The organism is Paenibacillus macerans (assembly GCF_900454495.1).
Classification (GTDB): Bacteria; Bacillota; Bacilli; order Paenibacillales; family Paenibacillaceae; genus Fontibacillus; species Fontibacillus macerans.
In genome coordinates, this window is the sequence record NZ_UGSI01000002.1 from 2,179,600 (window position 1) to 2,201,628 (window position 22,029).

Sequence of the window (22,029 nt, forward strand, 5' to 3'; positions counted from 1 at the left end):
TGTAAAATAAACAATACTTTTATTTCGAGGTGAGTCAACGATGCATTTAGAATTCAGAAATGTAAGCTACAGCTATAACGGAATAGAAGATGTTCTATCGAGCATTAGCTTCTCTATCGATAGCCATGAGATTTTTTGTTTATCCGGACGCAATGGAGCCGGAAAAAGTACGCTGCTGAAATTATTAACGAAGATCAATTGCAATTATACGGGCGATATCTTTCTTGACGGGATAGAACTAAGGGAATGGAAACGGGAGGAGGTGAACGGTAAAATAGGCATTTGTTTTCAGGAATCTGTAATGTATATGGATACTATTATGAATAACATAACTTTAGGAAAACAGGGAATCCCTATCGAGCGATTGGATGCTTATATTAAGTTATTGGATACCAAGAAATTTATCCAGGATGGCGGAAACGCCCAAATCATCGGAAAAAATTTTTCCCTGTCCGGCGGACAACAGCAGATTGTTGCGATTTTACGGACCATTTTTGGCAATAAAGAGGTTTTAATTTTTGACGAGCCGACTGCAAATTTGGATCGCATTGTCAAACAAAATTTTATGGCTATATTAGAAGAGCTTAAGTTGGACCATACCATATTATTAATTACGCACGATAGGGAATTGGAGAGTCATTTCAATAAAATAATATTGAATGCTTAAATTACGGTATTTCCTCAAAACAAAAAGTCTAATGCAGATTCTTATTGTGGAAATTTGTCGATAGGGAGAAATATCGAAAAGGTAGAACCGCTCCCAAAATCGGACTTTACCCGAATATATCCTCCTTCGGCGGTTAAAATCTCTCTGGTTAAAAACAATCCAATGCCGACGCCTTCCTGCATCTGTACGGCTGGGGAGCGATAGAAACGTTTGAATATTTTCGTTTGTTCCTCTTCCGCAATTCCGATTCCGGTGTCGGTAATATCGATCCGGCAGAATAACTCATATTCACTAACCCGAACGACGATACTTCCACCCTTATCCGTGTATTTTACAGCATTATCGACAACGTTATAGACGGCCTCCGCGGTCCATTTCAAGTCAAAGCGGGCGTGGATGGCCGTATCTGGTATAGCGAGCGAAATTCCTTTAGCTTCAGCCTTTGGAAAGACCTGATGCCTTACGTAATCCAGCAGCTTTTGAACCGTTTCCCGGCGGGGAGAGACACTAATAATGCCCGTCTCAAGCTGAGATGTCTTGACTAATACATCAGTAAGGAAATGAAGCTTTTCGGCCTGGGAATTCAAGGCTTTAACGCATATGGAAACATCCTGAGGCAAATCGTATTCGCCAAGCAGTTGGGAGTAAAGCAGAATGTTGGCGACAGGTGTTTTTGTCTGATGCGCAATATCGGAAATCAGCTTGTTTATTTTATTCTTTTCCGCCAGCAACTTTTGGGACGATACAGAATAAATGGACAGAAATTGGGCGCACTTGGCTTCCACTGAAGACAACAAAGACTCGTCGAAGACGTGCTCCGAAAAACTGCCGTCAATAGCAGCCGTGATCATATTATCAATTGTTTTTAACGTATTTCTGACATATTTCCGGTATAAAAAGACGGTAATTGCAGCGCCGATTACGGCGGAAGCGGCTACACCCAAGCATAGATAATTAAAAATCATCATTTCTGCGCCCATGTATAACCAAGCCCGTAGACCGTTTTAATGTATCGCGGCGCGGAAGGGTTGTCTTCAAGCTTGTCACGCAATCTTTTTATTGTTACAGATAGGGCGTTTTCCCCCACATATTCAGCTCCGTCGGTCCAGATGCTGTCCACTAAGTGCTCGCGGGAAACCGTCATCCCTTTATGTTCAACCAAGATACGCAGCAGTTTTTGTTCGGTTTTGCTAAGCTCAACAGGACTTCCTTTCTTTAAGAATTCCATTTTATGAAAAGAAAAGCGGAAATCGTCGTGTTGAAAGCAGTCCAGGGGCTGGTTTCCGGATTTTTTTAATTGCACCGCCACGCGCGCCCTCAATACCATCAGGCTGAAGGGTTTGGTAATATAATCGTCGGCGCCCAGTTCCAACCCGGTTACAATATCCGTTTCCAAATTATGAATCGTAAGGACGATAACCGGCATGGCTGTTGTTTTGCGTATATCCTTCAACAGTTCAAGTCCGTTTCCGTCCGGCAAATTAATATCCAGGATCATTAAATCAAATCCGGCGGTTTTTAATTGATCTCTGGCGCCGGCGAGACTATGGGCTTGCACGAAAGTAGTGTCAGGGTCTTTTAAGGCCAGTGTAATTCCATTGCTTAAGGAGATGTCGTCTTCGACAATCAGGATACGGTTCATCGTTTTCCTCCTCATTTCCGTATTGCTTTATCTTTATTTTACTGCTTTTTTCCATGGTTTGCTCGTCATCAACTTTTATAGAAAGTATGTTAAATATAGCAAAAATACAGCTAAATGTTACATTTCTGCGGTTTTATAGTCCAACTATCGTAATGTATAAATCAAGTACTTACCACTGAGTAAAGGAGAGGATTAAAGTGGAAGAATTAAAATGGCTGCAAGCGGAGGAATTCGACATGTCCGTTCAAATCTGCGACCCTGATGATTGTCAGCATGACTGCAGTCCTAATGGACCGGATCAATGCGGCGCTTTCTGGACAGGACTTTTGTGAACTCTAACGGAAATGGAGGTTTGTGTATGCGAAGTAGAAAAATCCGTTTTTTATGGAGCATAACTTTAACCTGTATCATGTGCCTATTTGTTGCAGGTAGCACTTATGCCTCATCAAATATGACCCAAGCGCATTTTGGCAAATATGAGAACGGGGTTACTGTAGAGGAATACGAAAACAATGTAAAACATTTGCCTAAGCTTAATGCGGACGAAACCATCGCTAAATTCAATTCCGGTGAAGGATTTTATATTTATATAGGCAGACCGAGTTGCTATTATTGCCGGGAGTTTTCGCCTGTTTTAAAAGATTTTTCTTTACTTATTTCACAACCAATCTACTACTATAATTTAGATGGCGGTGATTGGGGACCTGAGATCGGCCAATTTCTGGTCGACCATATTGATTTCCAGGGTACGCCAACATTGGCATATATCAAAGAAGGGAAGGCCGTTGTCAAGCAAGTAGGTTCGGGACCCAATGTGGATGAATTGCTCACGCTTTTTGCGAACTGCCCGCAATAAGAGGAAGTCCTTGAACTTCAGCGGAACAGCAACGGCTTGAACATTGGCGGTGCGTTGGCGATGTTATAGATCCCATACGTAAATCCAAGTTGACAGGGGCCTCTCGAATCAGGATGGCTCCTTTTCTAATTGCCCCAAATACATCGTCGGGGCCGCGGATCGCTTGCGACCATATCCCATATCCGGCGATAATGTATTCCGAAGTTCCGACCAAAAAGCTGACAATGGCCAGCACATAAATTTTCCATGAATTCCTCATGTGGTTCCTCTCCTTATTTATTTCATTTTTACACTTCTAGAACTATAGAAATCATGATTAAAAAAAATTACGACAATAAATAAGGGGCGTATTTCTCCTCCATTTCCTTGCGTTTCTTAAAGTAAAGGGGATTGTTCCCGGGATTTTTGAAAACGGTTCATTGACAAGTCGAATCATGTCGTTTATACTGGGTGCATACCTGCAGGGAAGAAATTTTTTTGAAGCATTTCTGAAACGTTTCAGATCAATTATTTCAATTTTTTTTGAATGTTTTCTGTAACGTTTCAGTAAGCGGATTTGAGCACATGAGAAAAAGTTACCGGGGTGACGCGAATGAGTAATAAAGAGGCCGCAACAAGCATTATCAAACTGGTGGGGGGGAAAGAGCAATATTTCCAGCCTGGTTCATTGCGCCACAAGGCTGCGCTTTGAATTGCATGACACCTCCTTGGCCGAGCGGGACGCGCTTAAGGCGCTGCCGGCAGTGCTCGGAGTAGTGGATTCGCAAGGGCAAACGATGGTAATTATCGGCCCGCTCGTTAATGAAATGTACAGCGAGATTATGCGGCAACTGGAGAACGCTCCGGACGGGCAAACGCCGGATAGCGGTCCCGCCAAGCCTGGGGATAACGCCGTTGCTGGCGCCAAGGCCCCTAAAAAATCGTGGTTCGATAAGCTGCTCGCTACGATTTCGGCGATTTTTACACCGTACATTCCCATTCTGGCGACCTCCGGGATTATTAAAGGTCTGATCGATATTTTGGCGCAATCCGGGATTCTCCCTAACACAAGCAATACGTATTTGATTCTGGCCGGTGCGGGCAATGCCTTGATTTATTTCTTTCCGATCCTGCTGGCGTTTACGGCCGCGCAAAAGTTCGGGGCCAGCCCTTATATCGGCGCGGTGATCGGCGCCGCTTTGATGGAACCGAACATCACGGGGATTACGACAACGGGCAATGTGATCGACTTTTTGGGAATTCATTTTACCGCGATGAATTTTTCCAGCACCGTCATCCCGATCATTTTGGCGATTTGGGCTTACTCGTATCTGGACAAGCTGCTCAAAAGATTTTTGCCCAAAGCGCTGCAGTTCATCTTTGTGCCGTTTTTATCCTTGCTGATCATGGTTCCTTTAACTTTGATGGTGTTCGGACCGGTTGGCGGATTTTTGGCTAATCTTGTCGCTGACGGATACGAGTTTTTCCTTAATTCCAACGTCATTATCTTTAATGCGATATTCGGGGCTTTGTTCATCTACGTGATTATGCTGGGCATTCACTGGGTCGTCCTGCCGCTGCAATTATCGTACCTGGCGGAACATGGTATGGAATACAGCCTCGGATCTGGAGGAATGGGCAACTATGCGGTGTTAGGGGTCTGCCTTGCTGTCATGATAATTTCCAAAAACAAGGAAGATAGAGCGATGGCCAGTTCCTCCGCTTTCGTTAATTTCCTGTCGGGCGTTACCGAGCCAGGGATTTACGGGGTGGTAATGAAGAACAAAAAATATTTCATTTCCCTGACACTGGGCGGTTTGGCCGGGGGCATTGTCTGCGGCGTGACCAAAACCTACATTACGAACTTTGCCTTTAGCGGTTTACTGGGGCTGCCGGCATTCCTGTCGTCCCCGACCGCGGTGACTTATTTTATCGCGGTGGGCGTTTCGCTGAGCGTATCTTTTTTTACGACGATTCTGTTGAGCAAGCAAAATATCAACTTCAAGAAGCCGAAGGCATAACCGCGGGGCGCCAACAGATAGCCGAAGCCGAAAATCGCGCAGATGCTCGAATCTACTCTATAATAAAATAAAAACGGAAGAATAGGCGCGAGGTGCAAATAAAATGGCTACGATCAAGGATATTGCAAAACTGCTGGATATTTCGGTTTCGGCCGTCTCCATGGCTTTAAACGACAGTCCCGAAATTGCCGACAAAACCAAGAAAAAGGTCAGGGAAGCGGCAAAACAGCTGAACTATGTCAGAAACGGTTCGGCGATAGATTTACAACGCAAGAAAACAAATGTGGTTCTGCTCATTGCTGATAATCCAACCCGTCCGTACTTTACAGATTCCTTGGAAGCCGTACAAAATGAGCTGAAGGTGAAAAATATCGATTTGGTCATTATAACGGCAAATGACAAGCATAAAGGCACGGCGGAGCGATTTATTTCCGAGAATAGGGCGGATGCCGTCATCTGTATGTCCAAGTTTATTTCCGACGAATTTGTCAATGCGTATGCCAATAAAAGTATGCCCATTTTTGTCATGGGCAGAACGCCGGAATTCATTGTAAACGAGCATGTGGTCAATGTCGTCCTGGATTATGATCGTACCGGTGAGGATATCGTGGAATATCTGATTGCGAAGGGACACCGCAAAATCGCTTTTGTCAGAGGAAGCAAAACCTCAATCGGGACGAATTACCGTTATAAAGGGTACTTGCGAACTTTAAAAAGATACAAACTGGCGTTCGATAAGGAACTCACTTTTGAAGCGCGCGGCAGTGATTACGACCACGGATACGGCGTTACGGAAAAAATGATAGGCAAGATTGCTTCCGGGCAAATCGACGCGATTTTTTACGCCACCGACGATCTGGCGGTCGGCGGCTTGCGAAAGCTGCTGGAAAACGGGATTTCCGTTCCGGAGGATGTGTCGATCGTAGGGTATAACAATTATCCGATTTCCAAAATCGTTACTCCCCAGATCACAACGGTTGACCTTCATCAAAAGAAGGTGATGAGGAGGGTCGCCAAATCTCTGATTGCCATGATGGACGGGAGCAAGACGAGAGCGGATGTGGTGAAGAAGCTGCAACAAGACGCCATTTTCCAATCGGAAATTATCGAAAGAGGTTCCGTTAAAAATAGAGAGTAAGGAGAGAAACCGTATGTCAACTCGAAAGCTGCTGGACGACTTCTTGTGGGGAGGAGCCGTATCGGCCAATCAATGCGAAGGAGCCTGGAACATCGGAGGAAAAGGAATAAGCACCGCCGATGTCGCCGCTGCCGGCAAGCATGGCCAAAGCCGGTTGTATACCGAAGGCATCCTGGAAAATACTTACTATCCAAATCATCAGGCGATTGATTTCTATCACCGCTATCAGGAAGATATCGCCTTGTTCGCCGAGATGGGGTTTAAATGCTTCAGAACGAGCATTCACTGGACGAGAATCTTCCCTAAAGGCGATGAAACGGAGCCGAATGAGGAAGGGTTGGCTTTTTATGACCGGGTGTTTGACGAGTGCCTTAAATACGGAATCGAACCGGTCGTCACGATTTCCCATTATGAGACCCCGCTGTACTTGGTCAAGGAATACGGTTCCTGGACGAACCGGAAGATGATCGATTTTTACGTCAAGCTATGTGATACCTTGTTCCGGAGATACCGCACGAAAGTAAAATATTGGATGACTTTTAATGAAATCAATGTCATTACTTTGAATCCGCTGATTGCCGCGGGCATCCGCATCGAGCAATACGACCGCCCGGAGCAAGCGGTGTATCAAGCGGCGCATTACCAATTGGTGGCCAGCGCCAAAGCCGTGGAATTGGGCCACCGGATCAATCCGGATTTCAAAATCGGTATGATGATGCTGTACCCGCTGTCCTATGCGGAAACCTGTTCCCCGGAAGACAACCTGGAAAATATGCATAATATGGATCTTCATTATTACTTCTCTGATGTCCAAGTAAGAGGATACTATTCTCCCAAAGCCTATAAATTTCTGGAACGGCGGCAAATCTCGCTTGATATCACACCGGAGGATAAACGGGATTTGCTGGCCGGAAACGTTGATTATATTGGCATTAGTTATTATATGTCCCTCGTTACCAGTGCCAAGCCCGAGCGGAAAATTCAAGTAAAAGGTAATATGCTGGACGGTATTGCCAACCCTTATCTGGAGAAAAGCGCCTGGGATTGGCAGATTGACGGCTTAGGCTTGCGGATCGCTTTAAATAACTTGTACGACCGGTATCAGCTGCCGATTTTTGTGGTGGAAAACGGCCTTGGCGCTGTGGACGACAAGCAGGAAGGCGAAATGATCAGGGACGATTACCGGATCGATTATTTGAAAACACATATCGCTCATATGAAAGACGCGGTTTTGCTTGACGGAGTGGACGTGATGGGTTATACCGTCTGGGGCTGCATCGACCTCGTCAGCGCCTCCACCGGCGAAATGAAAAAACGCTATGGCCTGATTTACGTGGACCGGGATGATCAAGGTAACGGAACTTTGAACCGCGAGCGCAAGAAGTCTTTTTACTGGTACAAAAATGTCATTCTGTCGAACGGCGAGATGTTGGATGAATCCAGAGAATAGCAGACAGAGGAGTGGTATGGATGAAATTTCCCAATCTATTCAAGCCGATCCGCATTAAAAATGTAGTGTTCCACAACCGGATTATCGCCACCCCTGCGGGTCCTTACCATGATAAAGCGATCGGCGGCGCCGGCGTGATTATTACCGGCAGTGTCAATGTCAGCCGCAAAAGAGCGAGTTATTCCCGGCCGGACGAGCCTTACGCGTTCGACAAATATCAGTTGGAAGCGACGCGAAACCGCGTCATAGTTGCTCATCAGGCCGGAGCAAAAGCATCCCTCGAGCTGCTCCATTCGGGTCAATACGCGCGTGTAGACGATTACGCGATCGGACCGGTTGATCTCGTGAGAGAGAATGGCACCATTGTTAAAGCGATGGACGAGCAAATGATGGACGAGGTGGCCAACGACTGGGCGGAAACCGCGAAAAGGGCCAAGGAAATCGGCTTTGATCTGGTGATGCTGCATTTTGCCCACGGCTGGCTGCCCTCTCAATTTCTCTCCCCGCTGTTCAATAAACGGACGGACGAATATGGCGGTTCTTTTGAAAACCGGATCAAATTTCCGAAGATGATCATCGACCGGGTGCGTGAGGCGGTCGGCCCGGATTTTGTCGTGGACATGCGGATTGGCGCCTCCGAAATCGTCGCCGGTTCGATTGAATTTAAGGATGTGCTGGAATTTATTAAAATCGTCGAAGACAAACTCGATATGGTGCATATTTCGGCGGGACTCGACATCAATCATGAAGGCAACGTACACGCGGTTCCGACGATTTTTAAAGAACATATGCCCAACGTGGAATGGGCCGCTGAAGTGAAGCGGAACGTTAAGATCCCCGTGGCCGTTGTCGGCGCGATTATGAGCCCGGCCGAAGCGGAATCGATTATCGCCGAGGGCAAGGCCGATTTCGTGGCGCTGGGACGTCCGCTGATCGCCGATCCGTTCTGGCCGCAAAAAGCCAAGGAAGGCCGGGATGAGGATATCGTTCCTTGCCTGCGCTGCCAATACTGTTACCATATTTCCACGGAGCGGAAAAATGTCGGTTGTTCGGTCAATCCACGCTATACCCGTTACGACCTGGTGCCTTTGGAACTGCCGAAAGCGAAACAGCGCAAGAAGGTCGTCATTATCGGCGGCGGACCCGCAGGCATGAAAGCCGCTTTGGTGGCGGACGAGCGGGGACATGAGGTTATTTTGCTGGAGAAGCAGGACTCGCTTGGCGGGGCGCTGCGTTATGCCGAGTATGAGGAACTGAAAATCGATTTGTACAATTACATGAAATATCTGATCACCCAGATCAATAAATCCGGCGTTAAGGTGCAATTGGGCATGGAGGCTACACCGGAACGGATTAAAGAGCTGTCCCCGGACGCGATCATTATCGCCGTTGGCTCAGCTCCATTTACACCTCCGATTAAAGGGGTGAACCAGAGCCATGTGCTCGGAGCGCTGGACGTTTACACGCGAATGGATGAAGTGGGGCAGGAGGTCGTGCTGATCGGCGGCGGTTCGACAGGCTGCGAGCTCGGCATCGAGCTGGCGCGGCACGGTAAAAATGTGACGATTATGGAAGCGGGAGACATGCTGGCGAAAAACGGCAATCTCCTTTACCGCGTCGGGTTAAGACAAGCGATGGAAAAACAAACAACGCTGCAAGTCAAAATGAATGTCCGAATCGGGGAGATCGCCCCGGATGGCGTGATTTACGAGGAGAACGGCGAGCGCAAACTTCACAAGGCCCAGACCGTTATTCTCTCGACGGGGATGCGGACCAATCCGCAGCTCATCGACTCCTTCTACAACATCGTCCCGGACACCTTTATTATCGGCGACGCCAACAAACCGAGAAACGTAATGGATGCGACGAGAGAAGGTTATTTTATCGCCAAAAATCTGTAAAGAGGTATACAGCAGACAGAGGAGTGGTACGGATGAAATTTCCCAACCTATTCAAGCCGATCCGCATTAAAAACGTAGTGTTCCACAACCGGATTATCGCCACCCCAGCGGGGCCTTACCATGATAAAGCGATCGGCGGCGCCGGCGTGATCATTACCGGCAGCGTCAATGTCAGCCGTAAAAGAGCGAGCTATTCCCGGCCGGACGAGCCCTACGCCTTTGATAAATACCAGATGGAAGCAACGCGAAACCGCGTCATTGTCGCCCATCAGGCCGGGGCAAAGGCTTCCCTCGAGCTGATCCATTCGGGCCAATACGCGCGCGTGGACGATTACGCGATCGGCCCGGTCGATCTGGTCAGAGCGGACGGCACCATCGTAAAAGCGATGGACGAGCAAATGATGGACGAGGTGGCGAACGACTGGGCGGAAACCGCGAAAAGGGCCAAGGAAACCGGCTTCGATCTGGTCATGCTGCATTTTGCCCACGGCTGGCTGCCGGCTGAATTTCTCTCCCCGCTGTTCAATAAACGCACGGACGAATATGGCGGTTCTTTTGAAAACCGGATCAAGTTCCCGAAAATGATCATCGACCGGGTTCGTAAGGCGGTCGGCCCTGATTTTGTCGTGGACATGCGGATCAGTGCCTCCGAAATCGTCGACGGTTCGATCGAATTCAAGGACGTGCTGGAGTTTATCAAAATTGTCGAAGACAAACTCGATATGGTGCATATTTCGGCGGGCCTGGACATCAATTACGAAGGCAATGTGCACATGGCTCCGACGATTTTTAAAGAGCATATGCCCAACGTGGAATGGGCCGCCGAAGTAAAGCGGAACGTCAAGATTCCCGTGGCCGTCGTCGGCGCGATTATGAGCCCGGCCGAAGCGGAATCGATTATCGCCGCGGGCAAGGCCGATTTCGTGGCCCTGGGACGCCCGCTGATCGCCGATCCGTTCTGGCCGCAGAAAGCCAAGGAAGGCCGAGACGAAGATATCGTCCCCTGCCTGCGCTGCCAGTACTGCTACCATATTTCCACGGAGCGGAAAAATGTCGGCTGCTCGGTCAATCCGCGCTATACCCGTTACGACCTGGTTCCTTTGGAGCTGCCAAAAGCGAAACAGCGCAAGAAAGTCGTTATTATCGGCGGTGGCCCGGCCGGCATGAAAGCCGCTTTGGTGGCGGACGAGCGGGGGCATGAGGTTATTTTGCTGGAAAAGCAGGATTCGCTTGGCGGGGCGCTGCGGTATGCCGAATACGAAGAGTTGAAAATCGATTTATACAATTACATGAATTATCTGATCACCCAGATTAAAAAGTCAGGCGTCAAGGTGCAGTTGGGGGTGGAGGCTACGCCGGAGCGGGTTAAAGAGCTGTCCCCGGACGCGATTATTATCGCCGTTGGCGCGGTGCCGTTTACGCCTCCGATTAAAGGGGTGAACCAAAGCCATGTGCTCGGAGCGCTGGACGTATATACCCGAATGGATGAGGTAGGGCAGGAGGTCGTACTGATCGGCGGCGGTTCGACCGGCTGCGAGCTCGGTATCGAGCTGGCGCGGCACGGCAAAAACGTGACGATCATGGAAGCGGGAGACTTGCTGGCGAAAAACGGCAATATTCTGTATCGCGTTGCTTTAAGACAAGCGATGGACAAACAAACAACGCTGCATGTCAAAATGAATGTCCGGATCGGGGAGATCGCCCCGGATGGCGTGATTTACGAGGAGAACGGCGAGCGCAAACTTCATAAGGCCCAGACGGTTATTCTCTCGACGGGGATGCGAACGAATCCGCAGCTCATCGACTCCTTTTACAATATTGTCCCGGACACCTTCATCATCGGCGACGCCAACAAGCCGAGAAACGTGATGGACGCGACCAGAGAAGGTTATTTTATCGCCAAAAATCTGTAAATCTGTAAATCTGTAAATCTGATATCGGAGGCAGAGTATGTTTGGTTGGAAAAAGAAGAAGGCCGTGGAGCAGATTCTGGAAGTTTTAGCTCCGCTGCCAGGCAAGGTTCTCCCCCTTGCAGAGGTGCCTGACGAAGCGTTTGCCGGCGGACTGATGGGAGAAGGCATTGCGATTCAACCTGTGGAAGGGAAGGTGACCGCTCCGTTTGCCGGCAAGGTGGTTCACGTGATGGAAAAAAGCAAACACGCCGTCATGCTTGAACACGAATCCGGCGCGCAAATTTTGATTCATGTTGGAATGAATACCGTCGCCCTGAAAGGTGAAGGCTTTACGGCCCACGTGAACTCCGGCGATTCCGTTGCACAAGGGCAACTGCTGCTGGAATTCAATATCCCCGCGATTGAGCAGGCAGGCTACACGGTCATTACGCCGGTCATTGTCCCGGCGGGCCAGGAGCATATTAAGCGGATTGAGGTTGCGGAAGGCCAGACAGACGGACAGCAGGGTGTTATACGGATTTATTATTAGAACTTTGCTCCATTAGGGCGGCTGCTTCATTGACTTTAGTCAGGGTGCAGCCGTTGTTCCATGTGATTCGCCCGAAACGAGTAACGGTAAAAAATGGTCTTATTTTCAGCGGAACTGCGGTTTGACAGCCGGCTGCTGGAACGGCCAACGTCGGCCTTCAAAATAGCGGAACTTTATGTACTTATTATCCAGAGCCAGCAGATTCATCCCCATTAGCGGAATTTTTTATCCTTATTTACCTATAAATGGTCCAGGACGCGGGCATTTCTTTGCGATTCGAAAAAATAGGACCATAAAATTCCTTTATTCCCCTCAAATGGGCGAATTTCGCCCAAATAACGCCATTTTTTTACCGCCTTCGGGCTGTTGTCGTCGCATAGCCGGCTGCACGGCAGCCAGTCCTACCGGGTACCGTGGCTGTTCGACGAGGAAGCCGTGGACGTGCTTCGTCACTTTACGCAACTGAAGGACACGCTCATGCCGTATATTTACGGCGCCTCCGTAGAGGCGACCAAAACGGGCGTGCCGGTCATGCGCGCGATGGTGCTGGAGTTTACGGGCGACCCGGCCTGCGAAACGCTCGACCGCCAGTACATGTTGGGCGATTCGCTGTTGGTCGCTCCGATCTTCAACAGTGAAGGAATCGCCAAGTATTACTTGCCGGAAGGGCGCTGGACGAATTACCTGAGCGGCGAGGTAAGGAGAGCGGACGTTGGGTGGAGGAGCGGCACGATTATTTCAGCCTGCCGCTGATGGTCCGCCCCGGCAGCTTGATCGCGGTGGGCGCGAACCGGGAGCGTCCGGATTATGATTACGTGGACGGTGCCCGACTGCACCTGTTTGAGCTGGAGGACGGCCGCGAGACGACGGCCCGGGTGTACAACCCGCAAGGCGAGCAGGAACTCGAGGTGTGCGTGCAGCGGCAGGGCGAAGCCTTGACGGTGAGCCGGGTGCGCGGGGCGGCGGGCAAGCCTTGGGAGTTGGTGCTGCGCGGCATTTCGGAAGTAGCCTCGGTGGAAGGTGGCACGGCGGCTGCCGGCGAGCAGGGCGTGCGGATTGTTCCGCAGGCGGGAAGCGGTGAAATAAGCATAACCTTGGCTTAAGCCGAAGGTTGGTGCTAAAGTGAAACTTGATCAGACTGGGACATAAAGCAAACCGGTCCAGATTATTTCAAGGAGGCGGAGCGGGCGGGGAATAGCGGTAAAAAATGGTCTTATTTTGAGCAAACCGCAATTTGGGGAAGAATAGCGGAACTTTTTACCGCTATTGGTGGACAACTAGGGCAGCAATAGGGCAATGGGCCGTTTCACTGAGAAATAGCGCCCTAAATTACCTCTATTCCTGATAAATAGCCAAATCGATCACAATAACGCCCTCTAATACCGCTATTTTACCGCCGCGGCCCGTGTTCCTGCCAAGCCAGCATGTCAGAATGGCCCCCATCTACTTGCCTTTCAATCCAGCATGTCAGACTGCCCTCGTCCACTTGTTTTGCCGGCTCTCACGGCTGTGGACTGGGCCGCCTCGGAAGACAGCGTTATTCCGCGTTCCCCTTCCCCTCTCCTCAAGCATCCGCATATACCAACTCCACCACCAGATGCTCATCATAGTTGCCGAAGCCTTTGCCGAATAACGTTACCCCGCCCTGATGTTGGGCATCGTCTTCCACGGAGATCCTTAGCGTCCATTGCTTGCGCCGGATATCGACGTCGTTCAGTGTAACGCCGGATAGCTTAACGCCATCCATATAAGTCCCCTCATCCGTGACGCGCAACTGCTTCAACAGCCCGTACTGGTTCGTATATTGCGGCCACCAATCGGGGGTAAATCTTCCCCGCTGATCGCCGTAATCTCCCGGACTCGTCCAAGTTCCGAGCTTGACCTCATTTAGGGCAAACGTAATGTCGGACGGATAGTTGTTGTTGACGCCGGGCGCTTCCGAGGCGATTTCCATCATGATCAAGAGCTCGCGGGGCCGCTGGCTCGACAGCAGGAAATTCGGGCATTTGTATTCGATATAGCCTTTGCCGAACCACAGGATGGCGGCATGGATCCGTTCCTGATCCCAGAAATACCGGGGATCGTCAAAGCTCCCTATGATATGGCTGGTCGTGGCCAGACCGCAGGTAGGCTCGATATGGAAATCGGCGTAATGACCGATCGGGATTTCGGTCCGATGGCTTTGGCGGTTTGCGGTTTGTTCGGCCGGAAAAAGGATCTCGAGCGAAGTGGCGGCCAGGGAGCAGATTTTTTGCAGCCCGCTTTTGCCCGGAGCCATTTGCGTGGCGATCAGGCCCGCTTCGCTAAGCTTGCGCACGTGCATGGTCATGATGGCGCTGGATAAGTGGACGGCGCCGGCCAGTTCCTTCACGTTCATCGGCCGCTCGGCCAATAAACGCAAAATATGCAGCCGCACGGGGCTGGCTAACGCTTCGTAAACGGGCAAAGATTTTTCCGTTAGATCGAGTTTCATCGTGTTTCCGCCCTTTTCGATTTGATTAATAAGTATATTACTTAAAAGTCGGATGGTTTACAATACTCAAAATGAATTGGGTGATTTTCCCGGAATATGATTGACGTTGGTTGCAATGTGCGATTATAATGAGTTTGTAGTATATAAATTAATTAACATAAATATTAATCAAGGAGTGAAACGACCGATGACGCTGAAGGGTGTACTTAACGCCGATGTGGGGCAAGGAACGATCAACCGGAACATTTACGGCCATTTTTCCGAGCATTTGGGCAGATGCATTTATGAAGGGATTTGGGTCGGGGAGGACTCGCCGATTCCAAATACGAATGGGATACGCAGCGATGTTGTGGAAGCGCTTAAAAACATTAAAATCCCGGTGCTGCGCTGGCCGGGAGGCTGTTTTGCCGATGAATACCATTGGAAGGACGGAATCGGCCCGCGCGCAGACAGAAAGCGGATGGTCAACACCCACTGGGGCGGGGTCGTAGAAAACAATCATTTCGGCACCCATGAATTCATGGAGTTGTGCCGCCAGTTGGAATGCGAGCCTTATATCAACGGCAACGTAGGCAGCGGAACCGTTCAAGAGATGTCGGAATGGGTGGAATATTTGACGTTCGGCGGCGAATCCCCAATGTCGCTGCTGCGTGCGGAGAACGGGCGGGAAGAGCCGTGGAAAGTGACCTACTTCGGGGTCGGCAACGAAAACTGGGGCTGCGGCGGAAACATGCGTCCGGAATATTACGCCGACGTATATCGGCGTTATCAGACATACGTGCGCAACTACGGCGACAACAAAATTCACCGGATTGCCTGCGGGCCGAATTCGGACGATTACAACTGGACGGAAGTCTTGATGCGGGAAGCGGCCCGGTTCATGGATTCGCTTACGTTGCATTACTACACGGTCCCTGGGGAATGGCAGAATAAAGGTCCGGCCACGGGGTTTGCGGAGCGCGAATGGTTCACGACGCTGCGGAAAACGCTGCACATGGACGAGTTGATCACCCGCCACAGCGTTATCATGGATAAATACGATCCGGAGCGGCGGGTCGGGCTGATCGTGGACGAGTGGGGCACCTGGTACGACGTGGAGCCGGGCACGAATCCCGGATTTTTGTACCAGCAGAACACGATTCGCGATGCGCTGGTCGCCGGACTTACGCTGAACATCTTCCATAAACATCATCAGCGCGTGCGCATGGCCAACATTGCCCAAACCGTGAATGTATTGCAGGCGGTGATCCTGACCGAAGGGGAAAAAATGATCCTGACCCCGACGTACCACGTCTTCGACATGTACAAGGTGCATCAGGACGCCGAATTCCTGGACCTGACGCTGGACGCCGGAAGCCTCAGCTTCGATGGGGAGGAAATTCCCGCGGTGTCCGCCACGGCCTCAAGGGACAGCCAAGACAAAATCCATATCAGCTTGTGCAATCTGAGCCATCTTGACTCAAATGAAGTGATTCTGGATATCCGCGGGTTGGCGGGGCAAAAGCTGTCCGTCGCCGGGACGACGCTGACCGGGGACAAGATCGATGCGCACAACACGTTTGCCGCGCCGGACAACGTCAAGCCGCAGCCGTTCTCCGGTTTTGCGCTGCAGGACGGCCTGCTCACGGTCACGCTGCCGCCGATGTCGGTCACTACGCTGGAACTTACGGCGGAAAGCTAAGGAGCGCTCAAAATGGCGGGAGAAACGGCGGAATGCAAAGGCTGCCGGGAGGAATACAAGGTGACCGAGGCGCAAATCGCCCGCATTTTGGCGTCGCCGATGTTCGCTTCGGAGCATTGCGTGCCCGATGAGGTTTATGAACAGCGGCTCCGGGCCTGCGGCGCCTGCCCTAAATTCGAGAACGGCACGACCTGCCGGGTTTGCGGCTGCATCGTTCCGGTCGTCGCTAAGCTGAAGGAGCGTACTTGCCCCATGCCGGGAGGCGGAAGGTGGCCGGAGTAAGAGCGAACTGAGAAGTTTTCGGAGCGAATTGGGTCACTTTACAGTAAAAGAGCTTATGCCAGCGCTGGCATAAGCTCTTTTACTTATAATAATTCGATTAATTCACCAGACTCGAAGGCCAGTTGCCGTACCAAGCATATCCGGTTCTTCTCTCTTGCTCAATATCGCTGAGCTTGTACTTCACTACGCCATCACGCCCTACAAAGATAGGTTTGTTCGTACCGATCTCGTAAAAGCGGGCCCAGATCGGAGCCGTTACACTGGGGTCGTCCACAACGATCACATCATCGCCCGTCTTTACTATTCGGATTCCGGTAATCTTAACGGCTCTAAACCAATTTTCCGCAGCTTGAATTGAAGCCTTAATTTGTGTGGTGGAAGGTCTGGTTTTTAAGAATTTTACAATACCAACACTTTCACTGGCGGTAAGAGAAGGAACTTCGTATGCTCTTGCCCCTGCCGGTTTTAGCGTGGCTGAGTCATGCTGTTGTCCCCAAACGGTCAGCTTTCCGTTAGCGACAACCTGAGTATTTAACAAACAGTCCACGCCTTTTGCAACAGCGGATTTGCTGCGATTGGCCAAAGAGCTGTCTACGAAGGAAAAGTCGCCTTTCTTGTTGGCAACTTCGTCAAGCAGAATCATGACATTGACCATGGCATTGTCATTGTAAGTAATGTGTTTATGATAACCCGAGCTTTGGTAAATCTGCGGCCATCCGCCGTTGGCGTATTGCATGTTTAATAAGAAATTGATTCCTTTGATAGCTGCGGCGGAATATTTGCTGTCTTTGGTTTTGGCATACTCAGCCGCTAGTCTTCTTATTTCCGTATACGTGGCCTTGTTGTCAATCGTGGACTTCGCCCACTCCCCGCTGGTTACTTTGTAATCCTTTTTCCAGCCGCCATCGGCCTGCTGGTTTTTCAGAATGTCCGAGATGCTCGCAGTGGTTCCGCTGGCATCGGCGGCGAATACGGTTGCGGAAGGCAGCGACAATCCGCCGAAAATCGTCAAAACCAGTGCTAAGGCCAATACCAAGGATACGTTGCTTGCTTTTGTTTTTAACATCACACATCTCCTTTAATATGAAAGTTTGGCAGATATGTTGAGCATCCCTCCCTCAAGTTCCATGTATTGTATGCGTTTACATTATGTGACTCCATTATAATAAACAAAGAATAATATGTCTATCATTGATTTATTTGTAAAATGTTTGTTTTTCTAACGCAAGCAATCTGGTTTTCATCTCCAGGCCGCCGCGGTAGCCGGTGAGCGCGCCGTTTTTGCCGAGGACCCGGTGGCAGGGGACGGTCACGAGCAGCGGGTTGGCCCCGATCGCCGCGCCGACGGCCCGCACTGCGGACGGTTTGCGGATCTGTTGCGCAATGTCCGAATAGGAGCGGGTTTGGCCGAACGGAATGGCGCACAGAGCCTCCCATACGGCAAGCTGAAACGGGGTTCCCTGCAGGTCGAAAGGGACGGTAAAATGCTGCCGCCGGCCGTGGAAATACTCCGTCAGCTCGGCCGCATACGGCTTCATCCTGCCTTCGTCCCGGACGAGCGGGCTGCCGGGGAAGCGGCGTCCGGCCCACGCCTCCAAATCGGCAAAAGGCCAGGCCGGGGAACCGACATATGCTAACCCTTTCTCCGTTGCGCAGATATATAAGTTCCAATCCTGATCGGTAAGCTGCGACCAGAATAAGGTTTGGACTTGGGTTGTTTTCATATTGGTAAGGCACCTCCAAAAGTGATAGATCGCTGTAGTTCCCGGCGCTCAACGCATTTGCGATTTTCGATATTCCGCAGGCGTAAGTCCGGTTGTTTTTTTAAACAAGGTGATGAAATAAGCCGGGCTGCCGATGCCGACATCCAGGGCGATGTCCGCCACGGTTCGCCGCGAATGGAGCAGCGCCTGCTTGGCCTGATTGATTCTGCGCTGCTGGATATATTCTCCCGGCGTCATCCGTTTGACGCGTTTAAAAGTCCGCTGCAAATGGAAGGGGCTTCCGTGGCACATGTCGGCCAGCGTTTCCAGCGTCAGCTTCTCCTGGTAATGCGCATCAATGTAATCGGCGATCTGCTCCACCCATTCCGTGTCGGGCAGCGGCCAGCCCTCCGGCTTGCAGCGTTTGCACGGACGAAACCCGGCGGCTTTGGCCTGCTCGGCACCAGCGAATATGCGCACGTTCTCCCGCTTGGGCGGCTTCGATTTGCACGATGGCCGGCAAAAAATCCTCGTACTGGCTACCGCGTAAAAAAAACTTCCGTCATACGCGGCATTGTTATGGATAATCGCCTGCCACTGCTCTTCGCTCCCGGCGTCACGTTTTGCATGGATATGTTCACATTCCTCGCTAAAGGTCGGATATTGGCCTCGCGCCATAAGCTCACCTCCACATTCAGTATACCTTTGCCTCCCGGACCAAGCCATGCTTTTCGAATGGAAAAGCAAGATAACGAAATGATAGGATCGCGGATCATGTTAAAACTATAAATGAAGAAGCGGACGCTAGGAGCGGACGCCAAAGTGAGGGAGTTGGGTAGATGAATAACCGATTTTATCCGGGGAAGCCGGACGCGGTTTGGGAAGATCAGGGGCATATGTTGAGGCTGCCGGTTCCCGAGGAATTCAGTTTTGCCGAAAATATGAAATATTTGTCGCGTTCGTCCAATGAGTGTCTGTTGCGCATCGGCGATCAGCGGGTGTATAAAGCCATCCCGCTGGAAAACGGAGAAATTCCCGTCGTAGAGATCAGCGCGGACGGGAACGATGCGCTGGCGGTCCGCTTTCTCGGCGGTACGGCGCCATCCCGGAAGCGGGATCGCGAAGAGGTGGTCCGCTATGTCAGAGATTGGTTCGATTTGGATACGGATTTACGGCCGTTTTATGAGCTGGCGAAAGAGGATGCGCTGCTGCGTGGAGCGGTGGAATCATTTTACGGTTTGCGCAATATGGGAATTCCGGATTTGTTCGAAGCCATAGCCTGGGGGATTATCGGCCAGCAGATCAATCTGGCTTTTGCCTACACCTTAAAGCGCCGCCTTGTTGAGCAGTTCGGGCGGTCCGTGGATTGTGAGGGAGAACGGTACCTTGTATTTCCTTCCGCCGGGGACATCGCCGCTTTAAACGTTCAGGATCTGGAGGGAGTCCGCATGACCCTGAAAAAATCCGAATACCTGATCGGGACGGCCCGTCTGATCGCTGCGGGAGAATTGACGAAGGAAGGGCTGCGGGCGGCAGGCGGGATCAAGGAAGCGGAGAAACGGCTTGTCGGCATCCGCGGGATCGGACCGTGGACGGCCAATTACGTGCTGATGCGCTGCCTCAGAATGCCGGACGCTTTTCCGGTTGACGATGTCGGTTTGCATAACGCGGTCAAGCATGTGCTTGGAATGGACCGGAAGCCGGCCAGAAAGGAGCTTTTGGCATGGGCGGAAGGCTGGAAAAAATGGGAGTCGTATGCGACCTTCTACTTGTGGAGAGTGCTGTATTAGCATTTGATAATTACCGGCGAGTATGGAAGCAGACAGCCGCCGTGAAAGATATCCGGAGCTGCCTGCAGGTGATTTCCGTTTAAGTGCGAGTTCAAAAAGTTGGGTTTTCAGGACCGAAGCTAATGCTTCCGAAGTGCGTTTTTTCAAAACGCTTGAGTTGAAAGAAGCTAGGGACGAAAGTAGCGGAGCGTAGACAGATCTACGTGAGTCAAATGTTTCCGAAGGAAACATGCTTCGGAAGCATCCGCTTGGAAGGCCCAGCTGAATTCAAGATAAAATTATCTGGCCATCCAGCCGCCGTCGACGCACAAAATGTGCCCGTTGAGATAGTCCGAAGCGGCTGAGGCCAGGAACACGGCCGGGCCTTTCACGTCGTCCGGCGTACCCCAGCGGCCGGCGGGAATGCGGTCCGTAATCGAAGCCTTGCGGTTCTCGTCGGCGCGGATCGGCGCCGTGTTGTCCGTAGCCATGTAGCCGGGAGCGATCCCGTTCACTTGAACGCCGCTCTCCGCCCACTCGTTGGCGAACGCTTTGGTCAGTCCGGCCACGCCATGCTTGCTGGCCGTATAGCCGGGAACGTTGATCCCGCCTTGGTAGGAGAGCATCGAGCAAATGTTGATGATTTTGCCGCTGCCTCTTTCGATCATATGGCGGCCGGCGATCTGCGACAGCAGGAACACGGTGTTCAGGTTGATGTTAATGACGTCGAACCAGTCTTTTTCGCTGTGGTCTTTGGCCGGCGTGCGGCGGATAATTCCGGCATTGTTGACGAGAATGTCGATATGTCCGGTGAGCCCCAGCGCTTCGTCAAACGTCTCCTGCAGCTTGCTGTGATCGCTCAAATCAACGATGATTTCCGCACCCTTTCTGCCGAACGCTTTAATTTTCTCAACCGTTTCCGCGCTGGAGCCTAATGAAGCGCTGACGACGTCGGCTCCCGCTTCGGCCAATCCTGCGGCGATTCCCTGGCCGAGACCGCCGGCCGCCCCCGTAACTAAAGCCGTCTTCCCCGTTAAATCAAACCATTTCATGAAAAATACACTCCTTATCATTTCAATTTTCCGTTTCAATGCTCGATAATGACCCCGGTATGTTCATACTTGCGCGCCGTGTCGGCGCTAAGTCCGCCGTCGGTAATGATCCGCGACAGTTCTTTAAGCGCGGCGAACGTGCGCAGCGCCGTTTGTCCGAATTTTTGATGGTTCATGACGGCGATCGTCTCGCGGGCCGTTTCGATCATAGCGCGCTTGAGGCCGATCAGATCGCCGGTATAAATCGACAGCCCATGTTCCGGATGGATTCCTGTCGCCGAGATAAACGCTTTTTGAATGTTCAGCTGCTTGACGTAAGCCGCCGCCTCCGGGCCGGCCAGCATGTTGCGGACCCGGTAGCCGCCCGGAACAACGAGGCGGATTTGGTCTTTGGCGGCAAGTTCGCCGATAATATATACATCGTTGGTAATGACGGTCAGCGGGCGGTTGTCGAGCCGGCGGGCGATTTCCAGCGTGGTGCTGCCTCCGTCCAGGGCGATAATGTCGTCCGCTTCGATATGAAGCAGCGCTTTGCGCGCGATGTCGGCTTTCTCCTCCGCATGCTTGGCCAAAGGCTCCCGGGAGGGCAGTATCCCGAATTGGTCCCCTTGCGCTAGCACCGCCCCGCCATGTACGCGGACCAGCAGGCCCTGCTCCTCCAGTTTGGCGAGATCTTCACGGATCGTCTTGCCGGTAACCCCCAAAGTTTCGCTTAATTCCGCTACCGTAACCTCCTTGTTCGTTAGCAGAATCTCCATGATTTTCTCGTACCGCCGTATCTGACTCATCGTATAGCTTCACTCTTCCGTTAAGGTTTTGCTTTCTAAAATAAGAGTTCAAAAAGTCAGGTTTTCAGCACCGAGAAGGTTGAATGAAGCAGGGACTGAGTAGCGGAGCGTAGGATAACCTACGTGAGCAACGGAAGGCCCAGCTGAATTCAAGATTCGATGTCGATTAAGCTTCTTGATCAGCT

At 51.1% G+C, this 22,029-nt stretch carries 21 protein-coding genes and 1 pseudogene; 13 read left to right on the plus strand and 9 right to left on the minus strand.

What is annotated here, in order from left to right:
- Positions 1 to 40 precede the first annotated feature (40 nt).
- Entirely contained in the window at positions 41 to 667 is a 627-nt protein-coding gene (locus DYE26_RS32925; protein ID WP_036621105.1) for an ATP-binding cassette domain-containing protein, read from the plus strand.
- 41 nt (positions 668 to 708) lie between these two features.
- Here the strand turns inward: DYE26_RS32925 and DYE26_RS32930 are convergent, their stop codons facing one another.
- Positions 709 to 1,647: a sensor histidine kinase gene (locus DYE26_RS32930; protein ID WP_371861046.1), complete on the minus strand. Its 939-nt coding sequence runs from the start codon at positions 1,645 to 1,647 to the stop codon at positions 709 to 711.
- On the minus strand, positions 1,632 to 2,309 hold the full coding sequence (locus DYE26_RS32935; protein WP_036621106.1) for a response regulator transcription factor: 678 nt from the start codon (positions 2,307 to 2,309) through the stop codon (positions 1,632 to 1,634). Before DYE26_RS32935 ends, DYE26_RS32930 begins: the two co-directional genes overlap by 16 nt.
- A gap of 358 nt (positions 2,310 to 2,667) precedes the next feature.
- On the opposite strand from DYE26_RS32935, the gene DYE26_RS32940 reads away from it, so the two are divergent.
- Positions 2,668 to 3,165, plus strand: a complete 498-nt coding sequence (locus DYE26_RS32940; protein WP_036621110.1) for a DUF6568 family protein — start codon at positions 2,668 to 2,670, stop codon at positions 3,163 to 3,165.
- Between the two features lie 181 nt (positions 3,166 to 3,346).
- On the opposite strand, the pseudogene DYE26_RS34475 reads toward DYE26_RS32940, so the two are convergent.
- Positions 3,347 to 3,424, minus strand: a pseudogene (locus DYE26_RS34475) (hypothetical protein); the annotation flags it as partial.
- 340 nt (positions 3,425 to 3,764) lie between these two features.
- Here DYE26_RS34475 and DYE26_RS32950 point away from each other — a divergent pair.
- The 8 genes from DYE26_RS32950 to DYE26_RS34485 all read left to right on the plus strand — a co-directional run bounded on the left by DYE26_RS32950 (position 3,765) and on the right by DYE26_RS34485 (position 13,199).
- On the plus strand, positions 3,765 to 5,165 hold the full coding sequence (locus DYE26_RS32950) for a PTS transporter subunit EIIC (protein WP_036621111.1): 1,401 nt from the start codon (positions 3,765 to 3,767) through the stop codon (positions 5,163 to 5,165).
- Positions 5,166 to 5,268: 103 nt separating this feature from the next.
- On the plus strand, positions 5,269 to 6,303 hold the full coding sequence (locus DYE26_RS32955; protein ID WP_036621113.1) for a LacI family DNA-binding transcriptional regulator: 1,035 nt from the start codon (positions 5,269 to 5,271) through the stop codon (positions 6,301 to 6,303).
- 13 nt (positions 6,304 to 6,316) lie between these two features.
- Complete coding sequence (locus DYE26_RS32960; protein ID WP_036621115.1) at positions 6,317 to 7,753, plus strand: 6-phospho-beta-glucosidase; 1,437 nt, start codon at positions 6,317 to 6,319, stop codon at positions 7,751 to 7,753.
- A gap of 20 nt (positions 7,754 to 7,773) precedes the next feature.
- A complete protein-coding gene (locus tag DYE26_RS32965; protein ID WP_036621117.1) occupies positions 7,774 to 9,654 on the plus strand; it encodes an oxidoreductase in 1,881 nt (626 codons plus the stop codon).
- A 32-nt stretch (positions 9,655 to 9,686) separates the two neighbouring features.
- Positions 9,687 to 11,567, plus strand: coding sequence for an oxidoreductase (locus DYE26_RS32970; RefSeq protein WP_036621119.1), 1,881 nt, complete (start codon positions 9,687 to 9,689; stop codon positions 11,565 to 11,567).
- 37 nt (positions 11,568 to 11,604) lie between these two features.
- Complete coding sequence (locus DYE26_RS32975; RefSeq protein WP_036621121.1) at positions 11,605 to 12,096, plus strand: PTS sugar transporter subunit IIA; 492 nt, start codon at positions 11,605 to 11,607, stop codon at positions 12,094 to 12,096.
- A gap of 366 nt (positions 12,097 to 12,462) precedes the next feature.
- Positions 12,463 to 12,849, plus strand: a complete 387-nt coding sequence (locus DYE26_RS34480; protein ID WP_227872829.1) for a TIM-barrel domain-containing protein — start codon at positions 12,463 to 12,465, stop codon at positions 12,847 to 12,849.
- The gene (locus DYE26_RS34485) at positions 12,813 to 13,199 is read left to right on the plus strand and encodes a hypothetical protein (RefSeq protein WP_036621126.1); all 387 of its coding nucleotides are present in this window, start codon (positions 12,813 to 12,815) and stop codon (positions 13,197 to 13,199) included. The genes DYE26_RS34480 and DYE26_RS34485 overlap by 37 nt, the downstream gene beginning before the upstream one ends.
- Positions 13,200 to 13,660: 461 nt before the next feature.
- On the opposite strand, the gene DYE26_RS32985 is transcribed toward DYE26_RS34485, so the two are convergent.
- On the minus strand, positions 13,661 to 14,569 hold the full coding sequence (locus DYE26_RS32985; RefSeq protein WP_036621129.1) for an ArsR/SmtB family transcription factor: 909 nt from the start codon (positions 14,567 to 14,569) through the stop codon (positions 13,661 to 13,663).
- Positions 14,570 to 14,756: 187 nt separating this feature from the next.
- On the opposite strand from DYE26_RS32985, the gene DYE26_RS32990 reads away from it, so the two are divergent.
- Together DYE26_RS32990 and DYE26_RS32995 are read left to right on the plus strand one after the other, a co-directional pair.
- Positions 14,757 to 16,250 carry an alpha-N-arabinofuranosidase gene (locus DYE26_RS32990; protein WP_036621131.1) on the plus strand — a complete coding sequence of 498 codons (1,494 nt, stop codon included), beginning with the start codon at positions 14,757 to 14,759 and terminating at the stop codon, positions 16,248 to 16,250.
- 12 nt (positions 16,251 to 16,262) lie between these two features.
- Positions 16,263 to 16,532 carry a DUF6171 family protein gene (locus tag DYE26_RS32995; protein ID WP_036621134.1) on the plus strand — a complete coding sequence of 90 codons (270 nt, stop codon included), beginning with the start codon at positions 16,263 to 16,265 and terminating at the stop codon, positions 16,530 to 16,532.
- A gap of 97 nt (positions 16,533 to 16,629) precedes the next feature.
- Here DYE26_RS32995 and pelA read toward each other — a convergent pair whose 3' ends face one another.
- The 3 genes from pelA to DYE26_RS33010 form a co-directional block, all read right to left on the minus strand.
- On the minus strand, positions 16,630 to 17,598 hold the full coding sequence (pelA, locus tag DYE26_RS33000) for a pectate lyase (RefSeq protein WP_036621137.1): 969 nt from the start codon (positions 17,596 to 17,598) through the stop codon (positions 16,630 to 16,632).
- Positions 17,599 to 17,728: 130 nt separating this feature from the next.
- Complete coding sequence (locus DYE26_RS33005) at positions 17,729 to 18,256, minus strand: methylated-DNA--[protein]-cysteine S-methyltransferase (protein ID WP_036621139.1); 528 nt, start codon at positions 18,254 to 18,256, stop codon at positions 17,729 to 17,731.
- Between the two features lie 48 nt (positions 18,257 to 18,304).
- A complete protein-coding gene (locus DYE26_RS33010) occupies positions 18,305 to 18,868 on the minus strand; it encodes a bifunctional transcriptional activator/DNA repair enzyme AdaA (protein ID WP_036627817.1) in 564 nt (187 codons plus the stop codon).
- A 206-nt stretch (positions 18,869 to 19,074) separates the two neighbouring features.
- Here DYE26_RS33010 and DYE26_RS33015 point away from each other — a divergent pair, with 206 nt between their 5' ends.
- On the plus strand, positions 19,075 to 20,025 hold the full coding sequence (locus tag DYE26_RS33015; protein WP_051985352.1) for a DNA-3-methyladenine glycosylase family protein: 951 nt from the start codon (positions 19,075 to 19,077) through the stop codon (positions 20,023 to 20,025).
- A gap of 278 nt (positions 20,026 to 20,303) precedes the next feature.
- On the opposite strand, the gene kduD is transcribed toward DYE26_RS33015, so the two are convergent.
- Together kduD and DYE26_RS33025 are read right to left on the minus strand one after the other, a co-directional pair.
- Positions 20,304 to 21,056, minus strand: a complete 753-nt coding sequence (kduD, locus tag DYE26_RS33020; protein ID WP_036621140.1) for a 2-dehydro-3-deoxy-D-gluconate 5-dehydrogenase KduD — start codon at positions 21,054 to 21,056, stop codon at positions 20,304 to 20,306.
- A 35-nt stretch (positions 21,057 to 21,091) separates the two neighbouring features.
- Complete coding sequence (locus DYE26_RS33025) at positions 21,092 to 21,844, minus strand: DeoR/GlpR family DNA-binding transcription regulator (RefSeq protein ID WP_036621141.1); 753 nt, start codon at positions 21,842 to 21,844, stop codon at positions 21,092 to 21,094.
- Positions 21,845 to 22,029: the final 185 nt, after the last annotated feature.

Coding starts and splice junctions, on each gene's coding strand:
- DYE26_RS32925 (WP_036621105.1), top strand. CDS start 41: ATGCATTTAGAATTCAGAAATGTAAGCTACAGCTATAACGGAATAGAA.
- DYE26_RS32930 (WP_371861046.1), bottom strand. CDS start 1,647: ATGGGCGCAGAAATGATGATTTTTAATTATCTATGCTTGGGTGTAGCC.
- DYE26_RS32935 (WP_036621106.1), bottom strand. CDS start 2,309: ATGAACCGTATCCTGATTGTCGAAGACGACATCTCCTTAAGCAATGGA.
- DYE26_RS32940 (WP_036621110.1), top strand. CDS start 2,668: ATGCGAAGTAGAAAAATCCGTTTTTTATGGAGCATAACTTTAACCTGT.
- DYE26_RS32955 (WP_036621113.1), top strand. CDS start 5,269: ATGGCTACGATCAAGGATATTGCAAAACTGCTGGATATTTCGGTTTCG.
- DYE26_RS32960 (WP_036621115.1), top strand. CDS start 6,317: ATGTCAACTCGAAAGCTGCTGGACGACTTCTTGTGGGGAGGAGCCGTA.
- DYE26_RS32965 (WP_036621117.1), top strand. CDS start 7,774: ATGAAATTTCCCAATCTATTCAAGCCGATCCGCATTAAAAATGTAGTG.
- DYE26_RS32970 (WP_036621119.1), top strand. CDS start 9,687: ATGAAATTTCCCAACCTATTCAAGCCGATCCGCATTAAAAACGTAGTG.
- DYE26_RS32975 (WP_036621121.1), top strand. CDS start 11,605: ATGTTTGGTTGGAAAAAGAAGAAGGCCGTGGAGCAGATTCTGGAAGTT.
- DYE26_RS32985 (WP_036621129.1), bottom strand. CDS start 14,569: ATGAAACTCGATCTAACGGAAAAATCTTTGCCCGTTTACGAAGCGTTA.
- DYE26_RS32990 (WP_036621131.1), top strand. CDS start 14,757: ATGACGCTGAAGGGTGTACTTAACGCCGATGTGGGGCAAGGAACGATC.
- DYE26_RS32995 (WP_036621134.1), top strand. CDS start 16,263: ATGGCGGGAGAAACGGCGGAATGCAAAGGCTGCCGGGAGGAATACAAG.
- pelA (WP_036621137.1), bottom strand. CDS start 17,598: ATGTTAAAAACAAAAGCAAGCAACGTATCCTTGGTATTGGCCTTAGCA.
- DYE26_RS33005 (WP_036621139.1), bottom strand. CDS start 18,256: ATGAAAACAACCCAAGTCCAAACCTTATTCTGGTCGCAGCTTACCGAT.
- DYE26_RS33015 (WP_051985352.1), top strand. CDS start 19,075: ATGAATAACCGATTTTATCCGGGGAAGCCGGACGCGGTTTGGGAAGAT.
- kduD (WP_036621140.1), bottom strand. CDS start 21,056: ATGAAATGGTTTGATTTAACGGGGAAGACGGCTTTAGTTACGGGGGCG.
- DYE26_RS33025 (WP_036621141.1), bottom strand. CDS start 21,844: ATGAGTCAGATACGGCGGTACGAGAAAATCATGGAGATTCTGCTAACG.